Below are 21,875 nucleotides of genomic sequence, written 5' to 3'. Positions count from 1 at the left end.
CACGAACCACGTTTCGGGAGGGATCATGTCGCGTCATTCATCCAGACTGGCGATCCAGTCGCCCCTAACCCCGCGCAATGGGCTGTCCTTTTCGCTGGCGTATGCCGGCGCGGCACTCATCGCGCCTCGGTCGCGGCCTTCCGCGTGGAACCGTCTTCTGCGCCCGCTGCCGCTTGCGCTATGGGTGCCGCTCGCGCTCGCCGCGTGGTGCGTGCCGATGGCCCGCGCGGCCGGACCACTGCCGCAGCGCGGCGCCTTCGTCCGGGGCCAGGGCGCGATGACGAGCGGCACCACTTCGCTAACGATCGACCAGACCTCGTCCCGCGGCGTGATTGACTGGCACAGCTTCTCGATCGGCAACGGCAACACCGTCGCCTTCAACAACGGCTCGGGCGCGACGCTGAACCGTGTAACGGGCGGCGATCCGTCATCGATTCTCGGCAAGCTCACCGCCACCGGCAGCCTCTACCTGATCAATCCGCAAGGCATCGTCGTGGGGCCCTCGGGCGTTGTCAGCACGGGCGGACGTTTCGTCGCGTCCACCCTGGGTATCTGCAACGACGCCTTCATCAACGGCAGTGATGCACTGACGCTGTCGGGCAAGTCGGACGCGAGCGTGATCAACCTCGGCAGGATCAGCTCCAGCGGTGGCGATGTGTTCCTGATCGCGCGTCAGGCAGTCGTCAACGCGGGCACGGTAAAAGCGCCCAGCGGCACGGTGGAACTGGCGGCTGGCGAGACGGTGCTGTTGCAGGACTCGGCCAGCAGCAGGCAGGTGTTCGTGCAGGCAGGCAGTCACGGCACCGTCGTCAACGAGGGGCGCATCAAGGCCGCGCAGGTCAGTCTTCAGGCTGCCGATGGCAACGTCTATGCGCTCGCAGGCAGCGGCACCCGGATCCGCGCGACGGGCACGGCCACCCGGGATGGCCACGTCTGGCTTGTCGCGGACAGCGGCCGTGTCACGCAGCGTGGCCCAATTGCAGCGGTGAATGCGGATGGCAGTGGCGGCACTGTCGACACGCAGGCCGAGGGATTGTCGTTCGGTAGGGGGGCGGAAGTTCGCGCAGGCCAATGGAACATATCGACGCCTGTTTTCACTATCGATCGCGCCGCTGCAGGCGCGCTTCGACGCAGTCTCGACGCGGGCACCTCAGTCGGCGTCATGACCACGGGCGTCAACGGCGCGACCGGTGATCTGGATATCGCATCGAACCTGAACTGGCACGGTGCCGCATCGCTCACGCTCGCGGCGTACCACAATCTGTCGGTCACGAAGGGCACGACGATCGCGAACGACGGAGCGGGCAATCTGACCTTGCGCGCGGACGCGTCCGGCATCGACAACGGCGGCAGCGTCATCAACGGCGGCACGGTCGACTGGTCGAAGAGTACCGGCATCGTCAGCGCGCTCTACGATATGACCGGCAGCTACAGCGCTGGAAACATCCTTCCAAGCACAGCATGGACCGCGCCACAAGACAGCGGTCTCGTCGCCCAGGTCACAGGCTATAAGCTCGTCAACTCGCTCGCCGATCTGGAAAAAGTCTCGCTGGATCTCGCTGGCATCTATGCACTCGGTAAGGACATCGACGTCAGCCCGCCGCCCGGCACACTCAATACGCCCATCGGCAGTTTCCCGTCGAGTCCCTTTACCGGTCAGTTCGACGGCATGGGGCACACGATTTCCAACCTTACAATTGTTGTGGATTCGTCGTTTGGGATCGTTCCGGGTGTAGGGTTGTTCGCCTCGATCGGGACGCCGGGTGTCGTGCGCAACCTGAGCGTGCAAGGAAATATCAGCAGCCCGGCGAACGGTGGCGACTATGGAGTTCTGGCAGGGGTCAACACCGGCACCATTGCCGCGGTGCATACCAGCGGCAGAGTGGTAGGTCCGGCACCGGTACCTCTGGGAGGCAACGACGCTGGAGGCCTCGTCGGTTTCTCCGGCGGCACCGTAACGCGTTCTTCCAGCAGTGCAGACGTCGTATTCGGAGCTATTTATATAGGTGGCCTGGTCGGATACAACGTCGGAGTCATCCGGCAGTCGTTTGCATCGGGAAACGTCGAGGGAGAAGGTGCAGTAGGCGGACTGGTTGGCGCCAATGTAAAGACGATCACGCAGTCCTACGCGACCGGCACAGTCAGTAGGCCCACTCAGTCTTTGATGGTGGGAGCACTGGTTGGGTACAATGAGAGCGCGATTGAACAGTCGTTCGCGACCGGCAGGGTGGAAGCGCCGGGAGGTGGGGCGGGCATCGCCGGCGCCAATTATGGGCCAGCAGTGAACATCACCAGTGACGTCTTTTGGGACAGGCAGACGACCGGCGCCACGGTCGCAGTGCTCGCTGTAGGCGGCGGTGCACAAGCGGGCAGCGCTCAAGGTCTGACCACTGCGCAGATGAGCATGCCGTCCAGCTTCGGCCCAACGTACGATTTCAGCCCGCATGGGATCTGGGCTATGCCGCCGGGAGGAACGCACCCTGTGTTGCGCTGGCAGCTAGCGCCCTGAACCTGACCGAGGCGCACTCATTCCGACACGTTGCTTTACAGTGAAATGGAAAAGACGTCGGGGAAAATGTCCATTGCCTGGGCGGAGCCGGATCGCGTTCGTCGAGGCATATGAAGACGTTCGGTCGCAGAGTGTGGGTACAGGGTCAGGTAGAGGCGTCATGCTCCTCGCCAGTCGTTGCAGGACAAGGGGCAGAGGCGGAGAGACGCTCCGCCTGCGTTCATTTCGTCGACTCCCAGATCAACCGGAGCACCCGGCAGCGGCACTGCGCAGGACAAACTTCGTCGACTCAGGCAACCGCACACCGGAGCGCTCAAGCTCGGCCACGATGTCCCGTACGATCACATTGCCGTCCGCCTTAAACCCGTGCTGAGCACACCGACTGGCCATGCTCTCAACGATTTCCCGCTCGCCGTACGTGCCGCTGCCGCGTGTGATCATTTGTTTGCCCCAGTGCGCATGACGCGCCACAGTTCGCGCCGCTGTGACTCCGCCGCGGCATCGCCATGCTTCGCCCGTACCGTTTCCACCAGCGAGACAGCAGGACCGTAGTCGCCGCGCTGCCCCGCATGCACTGCTCGCAGGAAGCGGCGCCATGCCTCCAACCGCTGTTCCTTCAGGCCCATCGCTCTCCCCTCACGCGCGCACGCGCGGAACGACTCAAATCGCGCTGGCAATTGCCCCTTTCGTGCCGCGCTCCGTCATAACCTGAGGCCGTCATAACCCGCTCCCGTCACGCGATGTTCAGGGTGTTGTCTTCTGCCCAGTGGAAGACCTCGCCCCACACAGGTTCCCAGCCTTCTTCGCCAGGGGTATAGCTGCCGTCGTGCTCGATGCGCACCATGACGAACGCATCGTCCGGCACACCCTTCAATGCGCGCCGCAGATCGGCCACGCGGAAAAGTTTCGTTGCGCTCATTTCATCCTCAGTGGCTAATCGCAGGCACAGACACAGGGGGGACACACTGGACACCTCTCTGGTAGAGAGGTGTGTCCGCTGTGTCCTGTGTCCCGGAGACACAATTTGTGTTGTGTCCACAGTGTGTCTGCTGTGTCCACAGGCATCATTTCACCCATAGCCAGTCGCCCGACTTGGCGTATATGCCACTGGCGAGCATTCCCTCAATCGCCCGTCTGGCGAGGGTTTTCCGCCTTTTCACCTCGCACGTCAGAGCATCCGCACCCGCTTCGATCGCATCCTCGACCGAGACACAGGGACGACCGACCGGGCTGTGAGCTAAGCTCGAATCTGGTGTATGGGGGATTTGAGGCGGGAGATTGAAGACGGTGGAGGTTTCAGCTGAGAATCTGATTGTCGAAGTCGGAAACCAGCAAACAACAAACCATCCACCATGAGCAAGTTTACGGAAAAAGAAGTCGTCGGTCTATCGGAAGTCGGTCTGGGCTTGGACGATCTGGTGCGCCAGGGCGCGCGGGAGGTGATCCAGCAGGCAATCGAAGCAGAGCTGTCGGCGCTGCTGGAGCGGTTCGAGAACGTTAAAACCCTGCACGGACAGCGTGCCGTGGTGCGCAATGGCTATCTGCCGGAGCGCGAGGTGCTGACGGCGGCCGGCCCCATTGCGGTGAAGGTGCCGAAGGTTCGCGATCGATCAGGATCAGGTGTGAAGTTCAATTCATCGATTGTGCCGCCGTATGTGAGGAAGTCGCCGCGCGTGAGTGCCGCGCTGCCGTGGCTGTATCTGAAGGGCATTTCGACGGGCGACATGAGCGAAGCGCTGGGCGTGCTGCTGGGCGAGGACGCCAAGGGGTTGTCGGCGAACGTGGTAAGTCGCCTGAAGGCGCAATGGGGCGATGAGCACGCCAGCTGGAGCCGGCGTGATCTGTCGAACTCGCGCTACGTGTACTGGTGGGTCGACGGCATTCATACCGGCCTGCGGAGTGAGAGCTCGGACGGCCAGTGCCTGCTGGTGATCATCGGCGTGAGGCCGGATGGGCGCAAGGAGCGTGTGGCAATCGGCGACGGGTATCGGGAGTCGAAGGCGTCCTGGCAGGAGCTGCTGCTCGATCTGAAATCGCGAGGCTTGCAGGGTGGTCCGCTGCTGGCCGTCGGTGATGGCGCAATGGGCTTCTGGGCCGCACTGGAGGAAGTGTTTCCTGCAACGCGCGGCCAGCGCTGCTGGTTTCACAAGATGGGCAACGTGCTCAACGCGCTGCCGAAGTCGCAACAGGGGCGCGCGAAGGCCGACCTGCAGGCGATCTGGATGGCGGCGACGCGCGCCGACGCGTACGCCGCGTTCGATCGTTTCGTGACGGTCTACGCCGCGAAATATCCGAAGGCGACCGAAACGCTGAAGAAGGACCGGGAGAGCCTGCTGGCGTTTTACGACTTCCCCGCCGAGCACTGGCAGCATTTGCGCACGACGAATGCGATTGAGTCGACATTCGCGACCGTGCGCCACCGGACGACTCGCACCCGCAACTGCGTGTCGCGACCAACCTTCCTCGGTCTGGCATTCAAGCTGATCGAGGAAGCCGAGAAAACCTGGCGCCGTATCAACGGCCCTGAGCAGATCAAGCTGTTGCTGGAGGGCATTGCCTTCAGGGACGGCGAACCGGTGCAAGGCGATCAACCGGTTCAGCAGAAACTCGCCGCCTGAAGTCGAACGCTATCAGCTGCCCATACACCACTCTTGACGTTAGCTCCCGGGCTGTGTCCTTTGCCGAAATCTGTGGACACAATTAGCCTCTGTTTGACGGCCTCATAAACGAGCTTTTGTGTGTCTCCGCGCGGGTACCTTGGCGCCTCGCGTTGTTCGTATTCCTCGGACTGCAGCGCGAGACTGGTCACCGGATCGCCGTCCTCGTCGACCACGCCGAGATCGATCACGCGAGAGGTGAACGCCATCGGCTCCGGGTGCGCCGCGTCCTTCATCTTCAGACACGTCAGCCGGATCACGCCGTCATCGCCGCGGGTGAGTTGGTATTCGGCATCGACGCCTGCCTTAAGAGCCGTAGAGCCCCGGCCGCGGTTCTTGTCGGTGATGCCGCTGTGATGGATGACGAGCACGCAGGCGTTAAAGCGGTGCTTCAGTGCGCCGTCGATCGCATTGATGAACTGGGACATATCGGCCGTGCTGTTCTCGTCGCCGCCCATATTCCGCGCGAGCGTGTCAATGACGATCAGCGCGGGCATCACGCCGGCAGCATCTGCCATCTGTCCGATGGTCGTCGCCACTGAATCGGCCTCGTCGAGCGACATGAGTTGCGCCGAGCGGTCGCTGAGGAAAATCGGAGCGTCTGACAGATTCACGTCATGGTGTACTCCCCACGCATGGAAGCGCTTGCGGATGTTGTTCATGCCTTCGCCCGCGATGTAGAACACGGCTCCCTGCTTCACGCGCTTGCCGTGCCAGGGCGTGCCAGTGCCAACCGAACACGTCATGTCGATCGCCATGAAGGATTTCCCGACTTCGGGATCGCCGAACATTTCGACGAGGCTGTTGGCCTCAGGCACCGGCTTTATCAGCCAGCTCGTCGCCTCGATGCCCGTCATCTCGCCGATGCGTGTGAAGCCGAGTTGCCGCACTGGAGTGCTCTCCGACGGCGCCGCCGGCACATTGACGTACGCGTTCCCGGCTTTGGTTTCTTCCTTGCGCTGCTCGACGCGCATGGCATAAGCGGCAAGCTCCGCAATCTGTTTCGGTGTGGCGTTCAAGCGGCCTCCTGAAACAAGCCGCGCATGGCGCGCGAGCTGACGAAGCCGAACAGGTACCACTTGCGTGACAGGTCAGCGCGGTCGACCTCGTGGCCGTGGGACTCCAGCCAACGCGCCCAGTCCTCGAGGTCCAGTCCGGCCTTATGCGAAACCAGACCGACGCGTATCCGCGTTTCGTAGTCACCGTCTGGAGTTGAGCGCAGCGCCTTGAGCGCCTGCTCGCGAGTCGCGATCATCAGGCCTCCCGCCTACCGCGTTCGAGCTGCTTCTGGATCGCACGGCAGAAGCCAACGCGTGCCGAATCCGTTTCAAGCCGGGCCAAGGTCAGATAGATCTCGTTGGGCACCGCGATGTCGGTGGCAATGTTCGCCAGCACCGCGGCAGCTGCATGCTCGCCTGCAACGTATTGGAGGGGATCGCTCACGGTCGGTCGCTCCGTTACGCAGCGACGGCCGTACCGCGCGATTGCTCGATGCAGCGCTCAATGTACTGATCGAGTTCGTGCGCGAGCCATACGGTCGTGTTCGGGCCGACCTTTACCGGCTTGGGGAATGCTGGATTAGACCGTGCCTGAAGCCAGACCCAAGGGACGGACTTGCCGAACTTTTCCGCTACCTTCTTTACGCTGAGACCCTGGTAGCTGACTGGCGAGGGTGCGGATGCGATGGCGGGACTGACGGACATGTAACGCTCCTAGCGTTGTTAAACCGCAGATAGCGCGGTTCATGTCCATCAATCTAAAGTGGAGGGGGGTGAAAGACACTCCCGTTTATTCGAATATTCAGGAGTTTTTGAGGGTGAGACAGCTACTCTTCGTAGTACCAATTCTTGACCTGATCCGCGGTCAACTCTTTCTCTTTCCACCTGAAGCGGGCAGCCTCCAAGATCTCGGCTACGCGTGCGCAAGCGGTGACGCCCTTGGCGTCGGCAATGGCCAGGTTCTCAGTCCTGTTCACCGCGTCGACTAGATCCTGGATGAGTCTGAGGTATGCAGTTGGCCGCGGCGGCTGACCTCGCCCCCTCTTTGGAGGATCCATCGAAAGCGCGCGATCAAATGCATACCCAAGCCACTCGTGTCGGCCTCGTTCCGGGAAGTCGCGCACGATGTGCTTGACCGCATTGCCCAGCGCTTCGAGCCCATTCGGCAGGAGGCCCTCCCCATAGGCAGAGATAAGCACGTCCAGGACGGCGGTGTACTTTCCGAGCTGCTCTTTGCGCGCGGCGTCCTCGGCAAGCTGCTCGGGCGTTAGCCGCGCCTCGCCAATAAGGCTGGTGAATGTCATCGTCATTGCGCACCCTTCACGCAACCCTTCGAATGGAAGCTCACGCCGGGCCGGCGAAGGGTGTCCGGCTTTCGACCCGTCGGTCTAGGCGTGAGCGTGAACGATTATGTACCTGCACAGCGGAGAAGTCGCGCGGCGGATAAGTACTCCGCATCCGTCCTTTGTCCTGCAAGGGATTGCGGGGCGCGTTGAGCTGCTACCCCGCTGCTACCCGCACGCATCAGTCGTAGCGAACCGGCAGATTGTTTTCACGGGCGATCTCGTTGACGATCTCCCGCGTGGCCTGCTCCAGAATGCGCTTTTCTCGGATATTGACAGCGGTGTAGAGCTTGACCAACGTCTGCTTCATCTCCGCGATGTCCCTGAGTTCATCTCCGTACAGTCCGCGTTCGGCCGCTACACGCGCCTCATGCTCGGCCTTCAGTTCACGGACCTTGTCGTAGTCGTAGTGCGGTATGGTGGAGTAGGCGAGAGGCTTAACCCCGTGCTCATCTGCCCATTTGCGCAGCACCCAATATTCACTGCCCCTCTGCCCGCGCACGCGGTTGAGCATAGGAATGCCGCGCGGGGTCGGTCCGCGGCGCGGTGCATTCAGCACGGGCGGTCGGTTAAAGGCCGCGTGCGTCAGGATCTGTGCGTTAAGATCAGGGTCAGCCATGATTCACCTCGGTCTCGTTAAGGTGGGTTGTGGTCAGGCGGTCAATGGTGCTCCAACACCGTGGCCGCCGCTTCTTCAATCTATGCCACGCGCGCCGAGCCGATCGGCACCACGTCGCCCGGCGTGCGCACTTTGCTGCAGTACGTCGCCCAGTCAGCCATCAGCAGACGACGCTTTTCCAGCAGGGTGCCGCGCGCATAGGCGGCCTCGGCCTTGTCCTTCAGCTTGTGCGCCATCGCGTGCTCGATAACCTCGCGCGGGTACGCGGTCGTCTCGCCGGCCCAGTCGCGGAACGTCGAGCGGAAACCATGCACGGTCAGATCGGCGTGACCCATGCTGCGCAGCAGGGCCCACATGGCACCAGTGGAAATTACTGTCGCGCGAGCGCCCGGAAAGAGATGATCGTTTCCGGCGATCTGCGGCAATGCCTTCAGCAACGCGATTGCGTCGTCCGACAGCGGCACGGTGTGTTCAACGCGCCCCTTCATGCGCCCGGCCGGCACCTTCCAGACCTTCGCCTCGAAGTCGATCTCGTTGCGCATCGCGCCGCGCACTTCGTCCGCACGCGCAGCCGTCAGGATTGCGAACTCAAGCGCGCGCGCCACGAAACCGTCCTGATTGCGAAGCTCGACCATGAAGGCGCCGACTTCCTCATACCGCAATGCTTCGTGATGCTCGGCCTCGCGCTTCGGTTTGCCAAGGATCGGCTCCAGCGTTTTCCAGTCGGCAGGGTTGTCGCCGCTGCAATAGTCGTGCGCCTTGGCGTAGGTCATGACGGCTTCGATGCGGCCACGCAAACGGCTTGCCGTCACGTGCTTCGTGCGCCAGATCGGCTCAAGGATCGAGACGATGTCGTGCTTCGTGATGCTACCGACCGACCTGTCGCCGATGGCCGGATAGGCATAGGTCTGTAGCGTCGACTCCCATTGTGCGATCGCCTTTGCGTTCGTCAACTCGTGCGTCTTCTTTTCGATGACGGCGGCGGCGCACTCCCTGAACGTCTTCGAGTGCGACGCAGCAAGCCGGTTTGCTGAGCGCTCCGCGTCCCTCGCCTGGATCGGGTCGATGCCGTCAAAGACCAGCTTGCGGCATTTGCGGGCTCTCTCGCGCACCTCGTCGAGTGAGAAGGTGCTGACCTTGCCCATGCCCATCTCGCGCGACTTGCCGCCGAGCTTGTAGCGGAATGTCCACGACTTCGTGCCGCTCGGTGAGACCTGCAGATACAGGCCGCCACCGTCCGGGTAGTTGCCCGGCTTTTTCGTCTTGCTCACGAAGAGCGGTGTCAGCAGTTCCGTTGCCATGACTTAACCCCTGTCTTAACCCATGTTCTACCCACCGGATTAGTTATATTCGATTAAACAGGGTTAGTCAAGGCGATACATTAAAGCCTTATCCCGCTTGGCCTTGCGCCGATAGCGTCAGATTGCGCTAACCGGGGTTATACATGAATAACTCGGACGGTTCGTCCGCTTCTTGAGAGTGCCCGCGGTCGTGGCGCTTTCTTGATACGGCCGCGCTGTTTTGCAGCACGGCCGTTTTCTTATGCGGCCCGTTCCGGGTTTACGCGGCGCGCTTCGTTGCTCGCGAACGGCAGCTCACAGCTTCGAAGCGCCATCGACATGCAGCGTCTCGACGGTGATCCAGCGCGCGGCGTCCGAAGCCAGGAAGGCCGTCGCGCCGGCATCGACGCGCTCGCAACAGGCCCATGACGTTTTCGCCGACCACGGCTATCATGCAGGCGCACACGACAAAACCGGCGGGGACACCTTGACGACCGATCAGGCAGCCAACCGCACCGCAACCGCGGCCGCAGCAATGCCAGCGGCTTTCGACTACACCCACTTCGACACCTTCGGCACTGTGCCGCGCGAGCAGCTGCCTGTGTGGCGCGAGCGCGTCGGCCATTTTCTCGATGTGCCGATTTCGCGCCGGCAACTCGCCGACGGCTTTCGCGGCACCATCGATACCTATCGCGCCGGCGGCATGGCCTTTACGGGTTGCCGCACCGATCCGGTCGCGCAATCGCGGTCGATCGCGCGCATTTCGACCGACAACGTGCGCCAGATCGTGTTTCATATAGCCGTCGAAGGGACCTTCGAAACGACCACGGGCCTCTATCCGAAGCGCGTCGCGCTGCAAACGCGGCCGGGCATTCTCGCGCTCGACATGAACCAGCCGATGCGGATGACGCGCGGCCCGTGCCGTCTGCTCGCGCTGTTCCTGCCGCGCGCCATCAACGATCCGGTGCTGCCGGAGGCGGAGTCCATACATGGCCGCGTAATCGAATATCAGACGCCGCTGGCGCGGCTGATTCCCGCGCATCTGTCCGAACTGTGCCGCACGTTGCCCACGATGGACGCGTCCGCGGCTCAGGAAGCGCTCCACACCTGCGCGCTGTTGATGGCGGCGGCGTTCGGCAAGGAAACAGGCTTGACCGGCAGTGCGCGGGCGGTGGCACGCACCGCGATGTTCACGGCAGCGCGCCGCTATATCGACGCAAATCTCGGCCAACCTGATCTGACGGTCGACAGCGTGCTGGCCATGTCGCAGCTGTCGCGGCCCACGCTGTATCGATTGTTCGAGCCGGAGGGTGGGCTTCACGCGTATATCCGCAACCGGCGCCTGCGCGAAGCGGCCGATGAACTGCATCGCCACCCGCGCAGGCCGGTGATCGAGGTCGCGTACGGCTGGGGCTTCAATAGCGCGTCGGATTTCAATCGCGCGTTCAAGCGTGCCTACGATATGTCGCCGGGTGATTTTCGCGCGGCGGCATCCGCAATCAATGCATGGAGATGACAACGTGGTGAAGATCGATCCTGACCGGCTGATGGCCGACCTCAAACGGCTGCGCGGTTTCGGCGCGACCGGTCCCGGCGTGGTCCGGCTCGCGCTGTCGCCGGTCGATCTGGCGGCACGCGAATGGCTGGTCGGCAGGATGAATGAGGCGGGGCTCGACGCGCGCATCGACGGCGTCGGCACCGTGTTCGGACGCTCGCGCAATAGCGGTCCCGCGCTCGTGATCGGCTCGCATACCGACACGCAGCCGACCGGCGGCTGGCTCGATGGCGCAATGGGCGTGATGTACGGGCTCGAAATCGCCCGCGCGCTAGCGGAGCATGACGCGACGCGGCACCTCGCCGTCGACGTCGCGTCGTGGATCGACGAGGAGGGCACGTTCTCGGGCCTGCTCGGCAGCCGCAGCTTCGTCGGCGAGGTGCTCGACGACTCGATTCGCGGCGCGACGAACCGGCAGGGCGAACGCCTCGCCGACGTACTCGAGGCCGCTGGACTGGCGGGCCGGCCGCGTGCGCGTTTCGAGGCAGGGCGCCAGGTCGCGTATCTGGAGCCGCATATCGAGCAGGGCGGACGTCTCGAAGCGATCGGCAAAGCGATCGGCGTCGTCACGACGATCGTCGGGCTGCGCGAATCGAGGCTGCGCTTCACGGGTCAGCGCAATCACGCGGGCACGACGCCAATGGCGATTCGCCGCGACGCGGGCGCGGCGCTCGTCGCGTTCATCGCGCGGATGAACGACGCGTTCGGGCAGCTGGCGGACGCGGATACCGTCTGGACCGTGGGCCGCATCGATCTCGATCCGGGCTCGATGAGCGTCGTGCCCGGCGCGGCCGACATGTACCTGCAATTCCGCGATGCGAACCCGGCACGGCTTCAGGCCATGGAACGCGCGCTCGCGGAACTGGTGCGCGACTTCAACGCGCACGACGCGGTGAGCGTCGAATTGCAGACGCTCGACGAGCCGATCGAACCCGTCAGCATGGACGCCACGCTCGCGGAGCACATCGCGCGAGCCGCCGAAGCACTCGCGCCGGGCCAGTGGCTGCGCATGCCGAGCGGCGCCGCGCACGACGCGCAGGTGATCGCGCGTTGCATGCCGGCCTGCATGATGTTCGTGCCGAGCATCGGCGGCGTGAGTCACGACTTTATCGAGGACACGGCCGAGGAGCATATCGTGCTCGGCTGCCAGGTCGCGGCGACGGCCGCGGCTTCGATGCTGCTGCAGCTATCGGCTGGGCATTCCTGAGGGCCGCGCTACTTCCACTTGTCGCCGAGCGCGTCGAGCCCGGCTTTCATCAGATCCTCGGGCAGCATCGCGATGCGCAGCTCGCAGTCGGCGTCGAGCGTCAGGAACCACGGTTCGGCAAGCGCGGGGATCGCCGATGCATCGGCGACCTCGACGACCGCCACCGCGCCGCGTTTGCCCTGCTGCTCGGTGAAGTAGATGGCTTCTGGTTTCATGTCCTCGAGGATCTTTCTCATCAGGTCGCCGATTTGGCCTTCGCGCACGAGTGTGCTGAACGGTTCGTTCGGTATTTGTATGTTGAGAAGCATGCGCATGTCATCCTCCTGTTCGATACCCCAAAGGGCATCTTAAGGATAGGTGTTGCATGCGCGGGCGATGGTGCTGATCGCGGACGAAGCATCGGCGATTACGGCCGGTGGGTGGCGCATCGTGCCGGGTGTGCGCTGCTTTAGCTACCGAACAGCGAACCCTGCGTTCCCCGGCTCGGCTGACGATGCGCCGGTTTCGCGGGCGCATCGTCCTTGACCGGTTGCGCCGCGTTTCCCTTCGGCGCCAGCCGATGCGCGTCATCCGCCGCTGCTTCGAGCGAGGTCTGCCCCGCCTCCAGCGAAAGCAGTAGCATCTTGTTGGCGAGGCCGCCGGCGAATCCCGTCAGCTCGCCCGACGCGCCAATCACGCGATGACACGGCGCGACGATCGAAATCGGATTCCGGCCGTTTGCCGCGCCCACCGCGCGCACCGCATTGAGGTTGCCGATCTGCTGCGCGATCTCCGAGTAGCTGCGGGTCTGGCCGAACGGAATGGTCAGCAGCGCCCGCCAGACCTGCTTCTGGAACTCGGTGCCGTGAAAGTCGAGCGGCAGATCGAAGGCCTGGCGCGTGCCCGCGAAGTACTCGTGCAATTGCCGCTCGGTTTCGACGAGCACCGCGAGTTCGTTCGCTTCACTCATTTCGCCGAGTCGCACGCGGTTCGGCTTGTCGTGCTCCCACAGAATCGCGGCAAGGCATTCGCCTTTCGCCACGAGCTTCAACTGACCGACCGGCGAATCGATCAACTTGTATGCGTACGTCACTTTCTCAGGCTCCTGACAGGGTGGCGGCGCAAGGACTTGCGAGGTGGCGGCGTTCGACGACCGGACGCGCAAAACTGTATGAAGGCTGCGCCGTTATCCGATAGTGTGTCGCTTGCGTGGCCCGAACGCGCTCCAGATATTGCTGTCTCATTCGCATTCGACATGGCCGCGACGACCGTGACCCCTAGCGACGCTCGCATCACTGTACCGCAGAGAACCCCAGATGACCTTCGACTCAGTAAAATCGACAGCTTCGGTACGACGCGCTGCGGGCGCTACCCGATCTTCTTTCCCACGACTGTGACCACGACTTTAGAACAACTGCGGGCCGGGCGACTGGCGGGTGCGCGCGAACTCAAACTCGCGTGCGGCTTGAGCGAATTTCCGCGCGAGATTTTCGATCTCGCCGATACGCTCGAAGTGCTCGACCTGTCGAACAACGCATTGACGACGCTGCCGGACGATCTTCCGCGTCTGCGCAAACTGCGCATCCTGTTCGCGTCCAACAACCCGTTCACCGAATTGCCCGGCGTGCTCGGCGAATGCGCGCAACTGAGCATGATCGGCTTCAAGTCGAATCGCATCCGCGAGGTGCCGGCGCGCGCGCTGCCGCCGCTGCTGCGTTGGCTGATTCTGACCGACAACGATCTCGAACGCTTGCCCGCGGAGCTCGGCCGCTGCACGCAACTGCAGAAGCTGATGCTTGCCGGCAACCGGCTGCGCGCGCTGCCCGAGGAGTTGCTCGCATGCACGCGGCTCGAACTGCTGAGGGTCGCGGCGAATCGTTTCGATGCATTGCCGCGTTGGTTGCTGCGTCTGCCGCGGCTTGCGTGGCTCGCGTACGCGGGCAATCCGTTCAACGCGGCGCTCGAACAGGCGGCGCTCATCGACACACCGATCAGCGGCATTCGTTGGGATGCGTTGCGGCTCGAACGGCCGTTGGGCGAGGGCGCATCGGGCGTCATCTATCGCGCGGCGCTGCACGCGGACAACGAGCCCGCGCCGCGTGCGGTCGCCGTCAAGCTGTTCAAGGGCGCGGTGACGAGCGACGGTTTGCCCGACTGCGAGATGGCTGCTTGCATTCGCGGCGGCGAACATCCGAACCTGATCCCCGTGCTCGGCAAGATGATCGGGCATCCGTCGGATACGCATGGCCTCGTGATGGGATTGATCGATATGCGCTTCGCCAATCTCGCCGGCCCGCCGAGCCTCGCATCGTGTACGCGTGACATCTATCGCGACGACGCGCGCTTCGACCTTGCGACGATGCTCGGTATCGCGAGCGGCATCGCGAAGGTCGCGAGTCATCTGCATCGGGGCGGCGTGATGCACGGCGATCTGTACGCGCACAATATCCTGCACGGCGAAGCGGGGCGCGCGCTGCTCGGCGATTTCGGGGCGGCGTCGTTTTTTGACACCGGCGATCGCGAGCTCGCTATCGCGTTGCAGCGGCTCGAAGTGAGGGCGTACGGCTGTCTGCTCGAAGAACTGCTCGAGCGTTGCGACGTACCCGGTGGACTCGACGCGCAACTCGCCGCCTTGAAGACGCGTTGTCTGAGCGAAGATATCGACAGCCGGCCGCTCTTCGACGAAATTGCCGCCAGCGTCGCGTCGTGCGACCGGCACCTCCGCAACCGGCACCTCCGCGAAGGAGTCAAGCCATGACGCAGAACATGCGCCGCCGCGTGCTGCTCGCGGGCGCGCTGGCCGCAATCGGTCTCACTGGCGTCGCGCTGTTCGCGGACGATGCCGGCGCCGAAGTGCTGCCCGGCACGAAGCCGAAGATCGCGCTCGTACTCAAATCGATGTCTGACCCGTTCACGGTCGCGATGGTCGACGCTGCGCGCAATTACCAGGACCACTTCTCGTCGCAATTCAGCCTGACGATTCGCGGCACGGCCAAACAGACCGACACCGCCGCGCAAATCCGCATGGTCGACGAGGCGATCAAGGCGAAGGTGAACGCGATCGTGATCGCGCCGACCGACTCGAAGGCGCTGATCCCGGTGATCGCGCGCGCGATCAAGGCCGGCATCATCACGATCACGATCGACAACCCGCTCGACGATGCGGCGCAAGCGGCCGCCGGCATCTCGGTGCCGTTCGTCGGGCCGAACAATCGCAACGGCGCGAAGCAGGTCGGCCAATATCTGGCCGCGCGGCTGAAGCCCGGCGATCAGGTTGGCATCATCGAAGGCGTTTCGGCGAGCAGCAATGCGCAGCAGCGCACGGCCGGCAGCCGCGATGCGATGGATGCCGCGAGCGTGCAGGTCGTCGCGGTCGAGTCGGGTGACTGGGAGTACGGCAAGGCCCGCGACGTGGCCGCGAAAATGCTGGCCGAGCACCCGCAGCTGCGCGCGCTGTTATGCGGCAACGACAACATGGCGATGGGCGCGGTCGACGCGGTTCGCGACGCGGGTCGCGGCGGCGGCGTCTATGTCACCGGCTACGACGCGATCGATGCGATCAAGCCGCTACTCGCCGACGGCCGCGTGCTCGCGACGATGAACCAGTTCGCCGGCCGCCAGACCGTGTTCGGCATCGACTTCGCGTTGAAGGCGGTGACCGAGCGGCGCAAGCAGCGCGAGTTGTCGAAGGTGATCGAGACGCCGCTGCAACTGGTGACGGCCTCGATACGTTGAAGCGGCGTAGCGATTAGCGCGCAGCGACGGCGGCAGCGATTTTTTCCGTGGCATGATGATGTCCAGTGTATTGGCATTCAACCACAACGAACCGCTGGGCCTGCCATGTCCTTCCATACCTGGTTGCTTTTCGCCGGTGCCTATCTGCTCACCACCATTTCGCCGGGACCGAACGTTCTGCTCGTGATCCGCAATTCGGTCCGCTATGGAAACCGCGGCGCGGCGGCGAGCGTCGCCGGTAATCTGCTCGCGCAAGGCGTCGTCGTCGCGCTCGTGGCGCTAGGTGTCGGCGCGGTTTTGACGACGCTGCCGCCGCTCTTCGTCGCGATGAAAGTGCTCGGCGCGGGTTATTTGGTGTATCTCGGCATCAGGCAACTGCGCGGCGGCAACAAAGAGGCATCGCGGGCCGCGCAGCCGGCGGGCGTCGCGTCGTCCGCTGATACGTTCGAGCGCAAGAAGGTATTCCGCGAAGCCTTGCTCGTGTCCGGCAGCAATCCGAAGACGATGATCTTTCTATCGGCGTTCATGCCGCAATTTATCGACCACGAGCGCGGCCTGTCGGAGCAGTTCATCGTGATGTATCTGACGATCGCGGTCACCGTCGCGCTCGTGCACACCATTTATTCGCTCGGCGTGCGCGGTATTGCTACGCGCGTCGGAGCCAGCCGTTGGGTCGCGGCCCTCAAACGCGGTAGCGGGCTCGTCTTCGTCGCGCTCGGCATCAAGCTGCTGACCGCGCAACGCGGCTAGTCCGTCATGATGCCGGCAAGAAAATGAGCCGAATGCAAAGCATCGTCGATGTGAACGTGCTGTTCCTGAATGGGCAGGGCGAGTGCCTTTTCATCCAGCGCGCGAATACCGGTTTCAGGGACGGCCAGTACGCGTTGATTGCCGGCCATCTCGAACCGGGCGAATCGATCGAGGCATGCGCGATTCGAGAATCGAAAGAAGAAGCGGGTGTGACGATCGCGCCCGGCGCGCTCGAATTCAAACTCGTGATGCGGCGCGATTCGGACACGAACCGCATCAGCTTCTTTCTCGTGTGCCGTTCATGGCAGGGCGAACTGGCGAACATGGAGCCGCACAAGTGCTCGGGCTTCGTGTGGGCGAAGCCCGACCATCCACCGGCACCGGTCGTCGACTACGTGGCGGCCGCTCTCGCGCATATCCGCGACGGTGTGATGCTGGCCGATTTCAAGCCGTGATTCGCAGAGTTCCTGCTTATCTCGTCACTTTTGCTGACGATGTCCTGAACGAATCAAACCCGCAAAATCCCGCTGAATCGAGCGACGAAACGACCGCCAATTGACGCGGCTCCAATCGCGACGTTCGACGCGAAGGGCGACCTTCAGCACGGCGTGATCTCGCTGTACGACTACAAGGACGGCAAAAAAGACGCTGCTGGACGTCGTCAAGATGTAACAGCGAGCGGTACGTCGCAAAAGCACAAAGGGCCGATCAAGCATTGCTTCATCGGCCCTTTGTTTTGACGGTAGCGAGATCGTTCGACTCAGGTCATTGTGGTTACGGCACGAGCCACAACGCCAGCGCGTAAATCACCAGCGACACCGCGAACGTCACCGCCGTATAGCCCATGACGCGCTGAATCCGGATACCCGCGATCGCGACGATCGGCACGGCCCAGAACGGCTGCAGCATGTTCGATACATTCTCGGCCATCGCGACGCCCATTGCGGTGCGCGGCACCGACGCATGCAGGCTGAGCGCCGCGGGCAGCACGAACGGACCCTGCACCGCCCAGTGGCCACCGGCGCTCGGCACCAGCAGCGTGATGATCAGCGAGCTCAGATAGCTCCACAGCGGCAGCGTGACCGGTGACGCGATCGTCACGAACGCTTTCGCGATCATCGACGCGAGACCCGTGCCCTTCATGATGCCCATGATCCCGCCGTACATCGGATATTGCAGCAGCATCGAGCCGGTCTGACGCGCGGCGCGGCGAATCGAATTCGCGTACGCGATCGGCGTGCGTTGCAGCGCGAGACCGATCATCAGGAAGATCAGGATCGTGTTGTTGATGTCGAGATCGAATCCTTCCTTGTGCCACGTCAGCGCCAGATAGCCGATGCCGAGCGCGAGCATCAGCAGTGTGCCGAGCATCGACTGTTCGAGGCGCGCCGCGAGCGATGTCTCGCTGCTCGCGCGGGCATGCGGGTCGTCGCTCGGCGCGTCGGCGGCCGCTTCGCCGCTCTGACGAAACGCGACGACGTTCTCCGCCTTCGGATGCATCTTGATGAAGATCGCGGTCATCACGACGACGACCAGCACGGTCGGAATGAACACGAACGGCGCGAAGATGGTTTCGCTGAGCGGCACCACGTGGCCGGTCGCTTTCTCGACGAGATTCAGCGCATTGCCGTGCGATGCCTGTGATAGCGCGATCGAACTTGACAGCCCGCTGTTGCAGATCGACCAGGCCGAATAGCTGCCCGCGACGAGCCATGCGAAGTCGACGTCGACGCGCCGCGCGATTTCCCGCGACAGCAACGCGCCGACGATGAGCCCGAGCCCCCAATTGAGCCACGCGGCAACCGCGACGACCGGAAACACGAGCAGCGCGGCACGCGTCGGCGAGTTCGCATGCGACGCGAGCGCGCGAAGACCGCGTTGCACGATCGGCGCTTCCGCGATCGCGTAGCCGGTCGCGAGGATCAGGATCATCTGCAGCGCGAAGCCGAGAATGCCGAACGTGCCGGTGTACCAGGAATCGAGCAGCGTCGGCAGTGTGCCGGTCGGTGCGATCAGCATCGCCAGCACGGCGACGAAGAACGTCAGGCAGATCGACAGGACGAACGGGTCGGGCATGACCTGCTCGAAAACATAAACCAGCCCTTCGACGATGCCGCGCGAAGCGGCCGGTCGGCCGGCGGCGTGAGGGGGAGTGTCTCGCTTCATGTGTGTGACTCTGTGTAGTGCCCGGCCCTGTGCTGGGCGGAGGGGCGGGTACGGCGCGCCGGCGCGGGTGCTGGCGCGTATTGGCGGCAAACTTGCCTTACCTGATCTTGATCACAGCGGACAGATTGGCGCGAATCCAGGAGGGCGGGCCCAGGCTTGGGCGCGCCTGGCCTCGAACCCGGTGTTGCGCTCGAAAAGACCTCTGTTTCCGTTTCGATGTTCTTATGGTGAACACAGTTTCGTTAAACGAACGCTACATTATTCGCGGTGGGAGCGGGCAATGTCAAGAAAAGGTGAAATCGGCTGAGCGGTCGCGGCAGCGTTTAATACTTTTCCCGACCTAATTACGCAGAAAAAATATATTGGACGTCTTACTGGCGTTCTTGCACTATTCGTTCCCAGCGCAAAGTCCGCGCTGCGATCCCCACGCCCGCGCGGGCGCTCATCAAAACCGATAACAGCAATACCTGAGGATACAGATGCCTAACTATCGCTCACGCACTTCGACTCATGGCCGCAACATGGCCGGCGCCCGCGCGCTGTGGCGCGCCACCGGCATGAAGGACGACGATTTCGGCAAGCCAATCATCGCGGTCGTGAACTCGTTCACGCAGTTCGTGCCGGGCCACGTGCATCTGCGCGACCTGGGCGCGCTGGTCGCGAAGCAGATCGAAGCGGCCGGCGGCGTGGCGAAGGAATTCAACACGATCGCCGTCGACGACGGCATCGCGATGGGCCACGGCGGCATGCTGTATTCGCTGCCGTCGCGCGAACTGATCGCGGACTCAGTCGAGTACATGGTCAACGCGCACTGCGCGGACGCGATGGTCTGCATCTCGAACTGCGACAAGATCACTCCGGGCATGCTGATGGCCGCGATGCGCCTGAACATTCCGGTCGTGTTCGTGTCGGGCGGTCCGATGGAAGCGGGCAAGGTCAAGTCGCCGACCGACGGCCAGGTGATCGCGAAGATCGACCTGATCGACGCGATGATCAAGGCCGCCGATCCGAAGATCAGCGACGCCGAAGTCGCCGAAGTCGAGCGCAGCGCGTGCCCGACCTGCGGTTCGTGCTCGGGCATGTTCACCGCGAACTCGATGAACTGCCTGACCGAGGCGATCGGCCTCGCGTTGCCGGGCAACGGCACCATCGTCGCGACGCACGCATGGCGCAAGGGCCTGTTCGAGCAGGCGGGCAGCCTCGTCGTCGATCTGTGCCGCCGCTACTATCAGGAAGAGGACGCCTCGGTCCTGCCGCGCAGCATCGCCACCAAGCAGGCGTTCGAAAACGCGATGACGCTCGACGTCGCGATGGGCGGCTCGACCAACACCGTGCTGCACCTGCTGGCCGCCGCGCAGGAAGCGGGCGTCGATTTCACGATGTCGGACATCGACCGTATCTCGCGCAAGGTGCCGTGCCTGTGCAAGGCCGCGCCCATGACCGACAAGTACCACATCGAGGACGTGCATCGCGCGGGCGGCATCATCGGTATTCTCGGTGAGCTCGCGCGCGCGGAGCTGCTCGATCTGTCGTGCGGCAACGTGCATAGCGGCACCCTCGGCAACGCGATCGCGAAGTGGGACATCGCCGGCGACGCTGGCGAGGAAGCGCAGAGATTTTTCCGCGCGGCGCCGGGCGGCATTCCGACCACGGTCGCCTTCAGCCAGGAAGCGACCTACGCGACGCTCGATACGGACCGCAAGAGCGGCTGTATCCGCAGCAAGGAAAACGCGTACTCGAAGGACGGCGGCCTCGCGGTGCTGTACGGCAATCTCGCGGAGAAGGGCTGTATCGTGAAGACCGCGGGTGTCGACGAATCGCAGTGGCTGTTCTCGGGTCGCGCGCGCGTGTTCGAAAGCCAGGACGACGCGGTCGACGCGATTCTCGGTGACAAGGTCGTGCCCGGCGACGTCGTGGTGATCCGCTATGAAGGTCCGAAGGGCGGTCCGGGCATGCAGGAAATGCTGTACCCGACTTCGTATCTGAAGTCGAAGGGCCTCGGCAAGAGCTGTGCGCTGTTTACCGATGGCCGTTTCTCGGGCGGCTCGTCGGGCCTCGTGATCGGCCATGCGTCGCCGGAAGCGGCGGAAGGCGGCACGATCGGTCTGGTCGAAGACGGCGACGTGATCGAGATCGACATTCCGCAGCGCAAGATGCATCTCGCGGTGTCGAACGAAGAGCTCGCACGCCGTCGCGCGGCGATGGAAGCGCGCGGCGACGACGCATGGCAGCCGACCAATCGCGAGCGTGTCGTGTCGCAGGCATTGCAGGCGTACGCGGCGCTCGCGACCTCGGCCGATCGCGGCGCGGTGCGCGATATTTCGCAATTGAAGCGCAAATAAAGCGCCAATAAAGCGCGGACTGGCGCGGATCGGCGCGGCAGCCCTTTTCGCGGCGACGCGACTGGGGCTCCAATAGAGACCGGTATGCGGGCGACTGCATGCCGGTTTTTTTTTTGCGGTGGCAGTGCGAATGGACGATCGATCAGGCGTCTCCTGCGCAGCCCTGCGCGGAGCCTTTCCCAAGCCGGAAAACTGGAAACGATGTCATAGGCACGCTGCGACGACCCCGCCAGCATCACGCAGTTTCTGCCGTTGGCTTTCGCGGCATAGAGCGCTATATCGGCTCTCCCCATCACCGAGGCAACGGTGTCGCCGTCACCGAATTCGTCGACGCTAGAGCTGAGTGTGCATGCGACGTCGCCGGCCGGAGCGCGCGCAGCAGACGCCGCGACGAGTGCGCGCAACATGGCAGCGTAACAATGGGTGTGATCCATGAAGGCTCCTCGCGCAACACCAGGTCGCGCCAGTTACATCCGCTGCCTCCGCACAAAGCGCATATCGTACCGGAAGAATTTTTCGCGCCAGATCAAATTTCAACGATTTTCGCCCGACGATTTCCTTTCGAATCGCTGGACAGACTCATCTGGCGTCGACGTAACGGGGCGCTCGCCAGGCATAGCCGGATTTCGGCCTCATGCAACCTTCGCGTTACGGCCTGCTTGCGTCTATGCTTGACTCACTTGTTTGGCTGCCAACAACGCCGACGAGGTCTTCTGCAGTCTTCAATAATCGCCC

At 63.4% G+C, this 21,875-nt stretch carries 21 protein-coding genes and 2 pseudogenes; 10 read left to right on the top strand and 13 right to left on the bottom strand.

Going from position 1 to position 21,875, the window contains the following annotated elements:
• Positions 1–217 precede the first annotated feature (217 nt).
• Entirely contained in the window at positions 218–2,509 is a 2,292-nt protein-coding gene (locus tag OKW29_RS15730) for a filamentous hemagglutinin N-terminal domain-containing protein (RefSeq protein ID WP_429292513.1), read from the top strand.
• Between the two features lie 437 nt (positions 2,510–2,946).
• On the opposite strand, the gene OKW29_RS15725 is transcribed toward OKW29_RS15730, so the two are convergent.
• Both OKW29_RS15725 and OKW29_RS15720 read right to left on the bottom strand, forming a co-directional pair.
• Positions 2,947–3,135 (bottom strand): hypothetical protein, encoded by a 189-nt coding sequence (locus tag OKW29_RS15725; protein ID WP_429292549.1) that lies wholly within the window; start codon positions 3,133–3,135, stop codon positions 2,947–2,949.
• Between the two features lie 107 nt (positions 3,136–3,242).
• Positions 3,243–3,428 carry a hypothetical protein gene (locus OKW29_RS15720; RefSeq protein ID WP_429291689.1) on the bottom strand — a complete coding sequence of 62 codons (186 nt, stop codon included), beginning with the start codon at positions 3,426–3,428 and terminating at the stop codon, positions 3,243–3,245.
• A 433-nt stretch (positions 3,429–3,861) separates the two neighbouring features.
• On the opposite strand from OKW29_RS15720, the gene OKW29_RS15715 reads away from it, so the two are divergent.
• The gene (locus tag OKW29_RS15715) at positions 3,862–5,127 is read left to right on the top strand and encodes an IS256 family transposase (protein WP_429290576.1); all 1,266 of its coding nucleotides are present in this window, start codon (positions 3,862–3,864) and stop codon (positions 5,125–5,127) included.
• Here the strand turns inward: OKW29_RS15715 and OKW29_RS15710 are convergent.
• The 8 genes and pseudogenes from OKW29_RS15710 to OKW29_RS15675 form a co-directional block, all read right to left on the bottom strand.
• On the bottom strand, positions 5,106–6,185 hold the full coding sequence (locus tag OKW29_RS15710; protein WP_429291688.1) for an AAA family ATPase: 1,080 nt from the start codon (positions 6,183–6,185) through the stop codon (positions 5,106–5,108). The genes OKW29_RS15715 and OKW29_RS15710 overlap by 22 nt on opposite strands.
• Positions 6,182–6,421 (bottom strand): hypothetical protein, encoded by a 240-nt coding sequence (locus OKW29_RS15705; RefSeq protein WP_429291687.1) that lies wholly within the window; start codon positions 6,419–6,421, stop codon positions 6,182–6,184. The genes OKW29_RS15710 and OKW29_RS15705 overlap by 4 nt, the downstream gene beginning before the upstream one ends.
• The gene (locus OKW29_RS15700; protein WP_429291686.1) at positions 6,421–6,609 is read right to left on the bottom strand and encodes a hypothetical protein; all 189 of its coding nucleotides are present in this window, start codon (positions 6,607–6,609) and stop codon (positions 6,421–6,423) included. The genes OKW29_RS15705 and OKW29_RS15700 overlap by 1 nt, the downstream gene beginning before the upstream one ends.
• A gap of 14 nt (positions 6,610–6,623) precedes the next feature.
• Positions 6,624–6,869, bottom strand: a complete 246-nt coding sequence (locus OKW29_RS15695) for a helix-turn-helix transcriptional regulator (RefSeq protein WP_429291685.1) — start codon at positions 6,867–6,869, stop codon at positions 6,624–6,626.
• Between the two features lie 122 nt (positions 6,870–6,991).
• The gene (locus OKW29_RS15690; protein WP_429291684.1) at positions 6,992–7,474 is read right to left on the bottom strand and encodes a hypothetical protein; all 483 of its coding nucleotides are present in this window, start codon (positions 7,472–7,474) and stop codon (positions 6,992–6,994) included.
• 214 nt (positions 7,475–7,688) lie between these two features.
• Entirely contained in the window at positions 7,689–8,126 is a 438-nt protein-coding gene (locus OKW29_RS15685; protein ID WP_429291683.1) for a hypothetical protein, read from the bottom strand.
• 80 nt (positions 8,127–8,206) lie between these two features.
• On the bottom strand, positions 8,207–9,427 hold the full coding sequence (locus tag OKW29_RS15680; protein WP_429291682.1) for a tyrosine-type recombinase/integrase: 1,221 nt from the start codon (positions 9,425–9,427) through the stop codon (positions 8,207–8,209).
• 294 nt (positions 9,428–9,721) lie between these two features.
• Positions 9,722–9,805 (bottom strand): annotated as a pseudogene (locus tag OKW29_RS15675) (oxidoreductase); the annotation flags it as partial.
• Positions 9,806–9,941: 136 nt separating this feature from the next.
• Between OKW29_RS15675 and OKW29_RS15670 the strand changes: the two are divergent.
• A complete protein-coding gene (locus OKW29_RS15670; protein WP_429292512.1) occupies positions 9,942–10,922 on the top strand; it encodes a helix-turn-helix domain-containing protein in 981 nt (326 codons plus the stop codon).
• Positions 10,923–10,926: 4 nt separating this feature from the next.
• Positions 10,927–12,168, top strand: a complete 1,242-nt coding sequence (locus OKW29_RS15665) for a Zn-dependent hydrolase (RefSeq protein WP_429291681.1) — start codon at positions 10,927–10,929, stop codon at positions 12,166–12,168.
• A gap of 8 nt (positions 12,169–12,176) precedes the next feature.
• On the opposite strand, the gene OKW29_RS15660 is transcribed toward OKW29_RS15665, so the two are convergent.
• Positions 12,177–12,482 carry a panthothenate synthetase gene (locus OKW29_RS15660; RefSeq protein WP_429291680.1) on the bottom strand — a complete coding sequence of 102 codons (306 nt, stop codon included), beginning with the start codon at positions 12,480–12,482 and terminating at the stop codon, positions 12,177–12,179.
• 134 nt (positions 12,483–12,616) lie between these two features.
• On the bottom strand, positions 12,617–13,240 hold the full coding sequence (locus OKW29_RS15655; RefSeq protein WP_429291679.1) for a methylated-DNA--[protein]-cysteine S-methyltransferase: 624 nt from the start codon (positions 13,238–13,240) through the stop codon (positions 12,617–12,619).
• Between the two features lie 300 nt (positions 13,241–13,540).
• On the opposite strand from OKW29_RS15655, the gene OKW29_RS15650 reads away from it, so the two are divergent.
• From OKW29_RS15650 to OKW29_RS15630, 5 genes and pseudogenes are all read left to right on the top strand, one after another.
• Positions 13,541–14,905, top strand: a complete 1,365-nt coding sequence (locus tag OKW29_RS15650) for a leucine-rich repeat-containing protein kinase family protein (protein WP_429291678.1) — start codon at positions 13,541–13,543, stop codon at positions 14,903–14,905.
• Positions 14,902–15,882, top strand: a complete 981-nt coding sequence (locus tag OKW29_RS15645) for a substrate-binding domain-containing protein (RefSeq protein WP_429291677.1) — start codon at positions 14,902–14,904, stop codon at positions 15,880–15,882. The genes OKW29_RS15650 and OKW29_RS15645 overlap by 4 nt, the downstream gene beginning before the upstream one ends.
• Before the next feature lie 105 nt (positions 15,883–15,987).
• Positions 15,988–16,632 carry a LysE family translocator gene (locus OKW29_RS15640; RefSeq protein WP_429291676.1) on the top strand — a complete coding sequence of 215 codons (645 nt, stop codon included), beginning with the start codon at positions 15,988–15,990 and terminating at the stop codon, positions 16,630–16,632.
• A 23-nt stretch (positions 16,633–16,655) separates the two neighbouring features.
• The gene (locus tag OKW29_RS15635; protein WP_090807459.1) at positions 16,656–17,087 is read left to right on the top strand and encodes an NUDIX hydrolase; all 432 of its coding nucleotides are present in this window, start codon (positions 16,656–16,658) and stop codon (positions 17,085–17,087) included.
• Between the two features lie 120 nt (positions 17,088–17,207).
• A pseudogene (locus OKW29_RS15630) lies at positions 17,208–17,304 on the top strand (ABC transporter substrate-binding protein); the annotation flags it as partial.
• A 102-nt stretch (positions 17,305–17,406) separates the two neighbouring features.
• Here OKW29_RS15630 and OKW29_RS15625 read toward each other — a convergent pair.
• Positions 17,407–18,798 (bottom strand): short-chain fatty acid transporter, encoded by a 1,392-nt coding sequence (locus tag OKW29_RS15625; RefSeq protein WP_429291675.1) that lies wholly within the window; start codon positions 18,796–18,798, stop codon positions 17,407–17,409.
• A gap of 479 nt (positions 18,799–19,277) precedes the next feature.
• Here OKW29_RS15625 and ilvD point away from each other — a divergent pair, with 479 nt between their 5' ends.
• A complete protein-coding gene (gene ilvD / locus OKW29_RS15620) occupies positions 19,278–21,140 on the top strand; it encodes a dihydroxy-acid dehydratase (RefSeq protein WP_429291674.1) in 1,863 nt (620 codons plus the stop codon).
• Positions 21,141–21,875 lie beyond the last annotated feature (735 nt).

Source organism: Paraburkholderia sp. CI3 (assembly GCF_050436505.1).
GTDB lineage: Bacteria > Pseudomonadota > Gammaproteobacteria > Burkholderiales > Burkholderiaceae > Paraburkholderia > Paraburkholderia tuberum.
Note: the sequence above shows the minus strand (reverse complement) of the source record. Positions and strands in the feature narration are given on the sequence as shown.

Coding starts and splice junctions, on each gene's coding strand:
- OKW29_RS15730 (WP_429292513.1), top strand. CDS start 218: ATGGCCCGCGCGGCCGGACCACTGCCGCAGCGCGGCGCCTTCGTCCGG.
- OKW29_RS15725 (WP_429292549.1), bottom strand. CDS start 3,135: ATGGGCCTGAAGGAACAGCGGTTGGAGGCATGGCGCCGCTTCCTGCGA.
- OKW29_RS15720 (WP_429291689.1), bottom strand. CDS start 3,428: ATGAGCGCAACGAAACTTTTCCGCGTGGCCGATCTGCGGCGCGCATTG.
- OKW29_RS15715 (WP_429290576.1), top strand. CDS start 3,862: ATGAGCAAGTTTACGGAAAAAGAAGTCGTCGGTCTATCGGAAGTCGGT.
- OKW29_RS15705 (WP_429291687.1), bottom strand. CDS start 6,421: ATGATCGCGACTCGCGAGCAGGCGCTCAAGGCGCTGCGCTCAACTCCA.
- OKW29_RS15695 (WP_429291685.1), bottom strand. CDS start 6,869: ATGTCCGTCAGTCCCGCCATCGCATCCGCACCCTCGCCAGTCAGCTAC.
- OKW29_RS15690 (WP_429291684.1), bottom strand. CDS start 7,474: ATGACGATGACATTCACCAGCCTTATTGGCGAGGCGCGGCTAACGCCC.
- OKW29_RS15685 (WP_429291683.1), bottom strand. CDS start 8,126: ATGGCTGACCCTGATCTTAACGCACAGATCCTGACGCACGCGGCCTTT.
- OKW29_RS15680 (WP_429291682.1), bottom strand. CDS start 9,427: ATGGCAACGGAACTGCTGACACCGCTCTTCGTGAGCAAGACGAAAAAG.
- OKW29_RS15670 (WP_429292512.1), top strand. CDS start 9,942: ATGCCAGCGGCTTTCGACTACACCCACTTCGACACCTTCGGCACTGTG.
- OKW29_RS15660 (WP_429291680.1), bottom strand. CDS start 12,482: ATGCGCATGCTTCTCAACATACAAATACCGAACGAACCGTTCAGCACA.
- OKW29_RS15645 (WP_429291677.1), top strand. CDS start 14,902: ATGACGCAGAACATGCGCCGCCGCGTGCTGCTCGCGGGCGCGCTGGCC.
- OKW29_RS15640 (WP_429291676.1), top strand. CDS start 15,988: ATGTCCTTCCATACCTGGTTGCTTTTCGCCGGTGCCTATCTGCTCACC.
- OKW29_RS15635 (WP_090807459.1), top strand. CDS start 16,656: ATGAGCCGAATGCAAAGCATCGTCGATGTGAACGTGCTGTTCCTGAAT.
- OKW29_RS15625 (WP_429291675.1), bottom strand. CDS start 18,798: ATGAAGCGAGACACTCCCCCTCACGCCGCCGGCCGACCGGCCGCTTCG.
- ilvD (WP_429291674.1), top strand. CDS start 19,278: ATGCCTAACTATCGCTCACGCACTTCGACTCATGGCCGCAACATGGCC.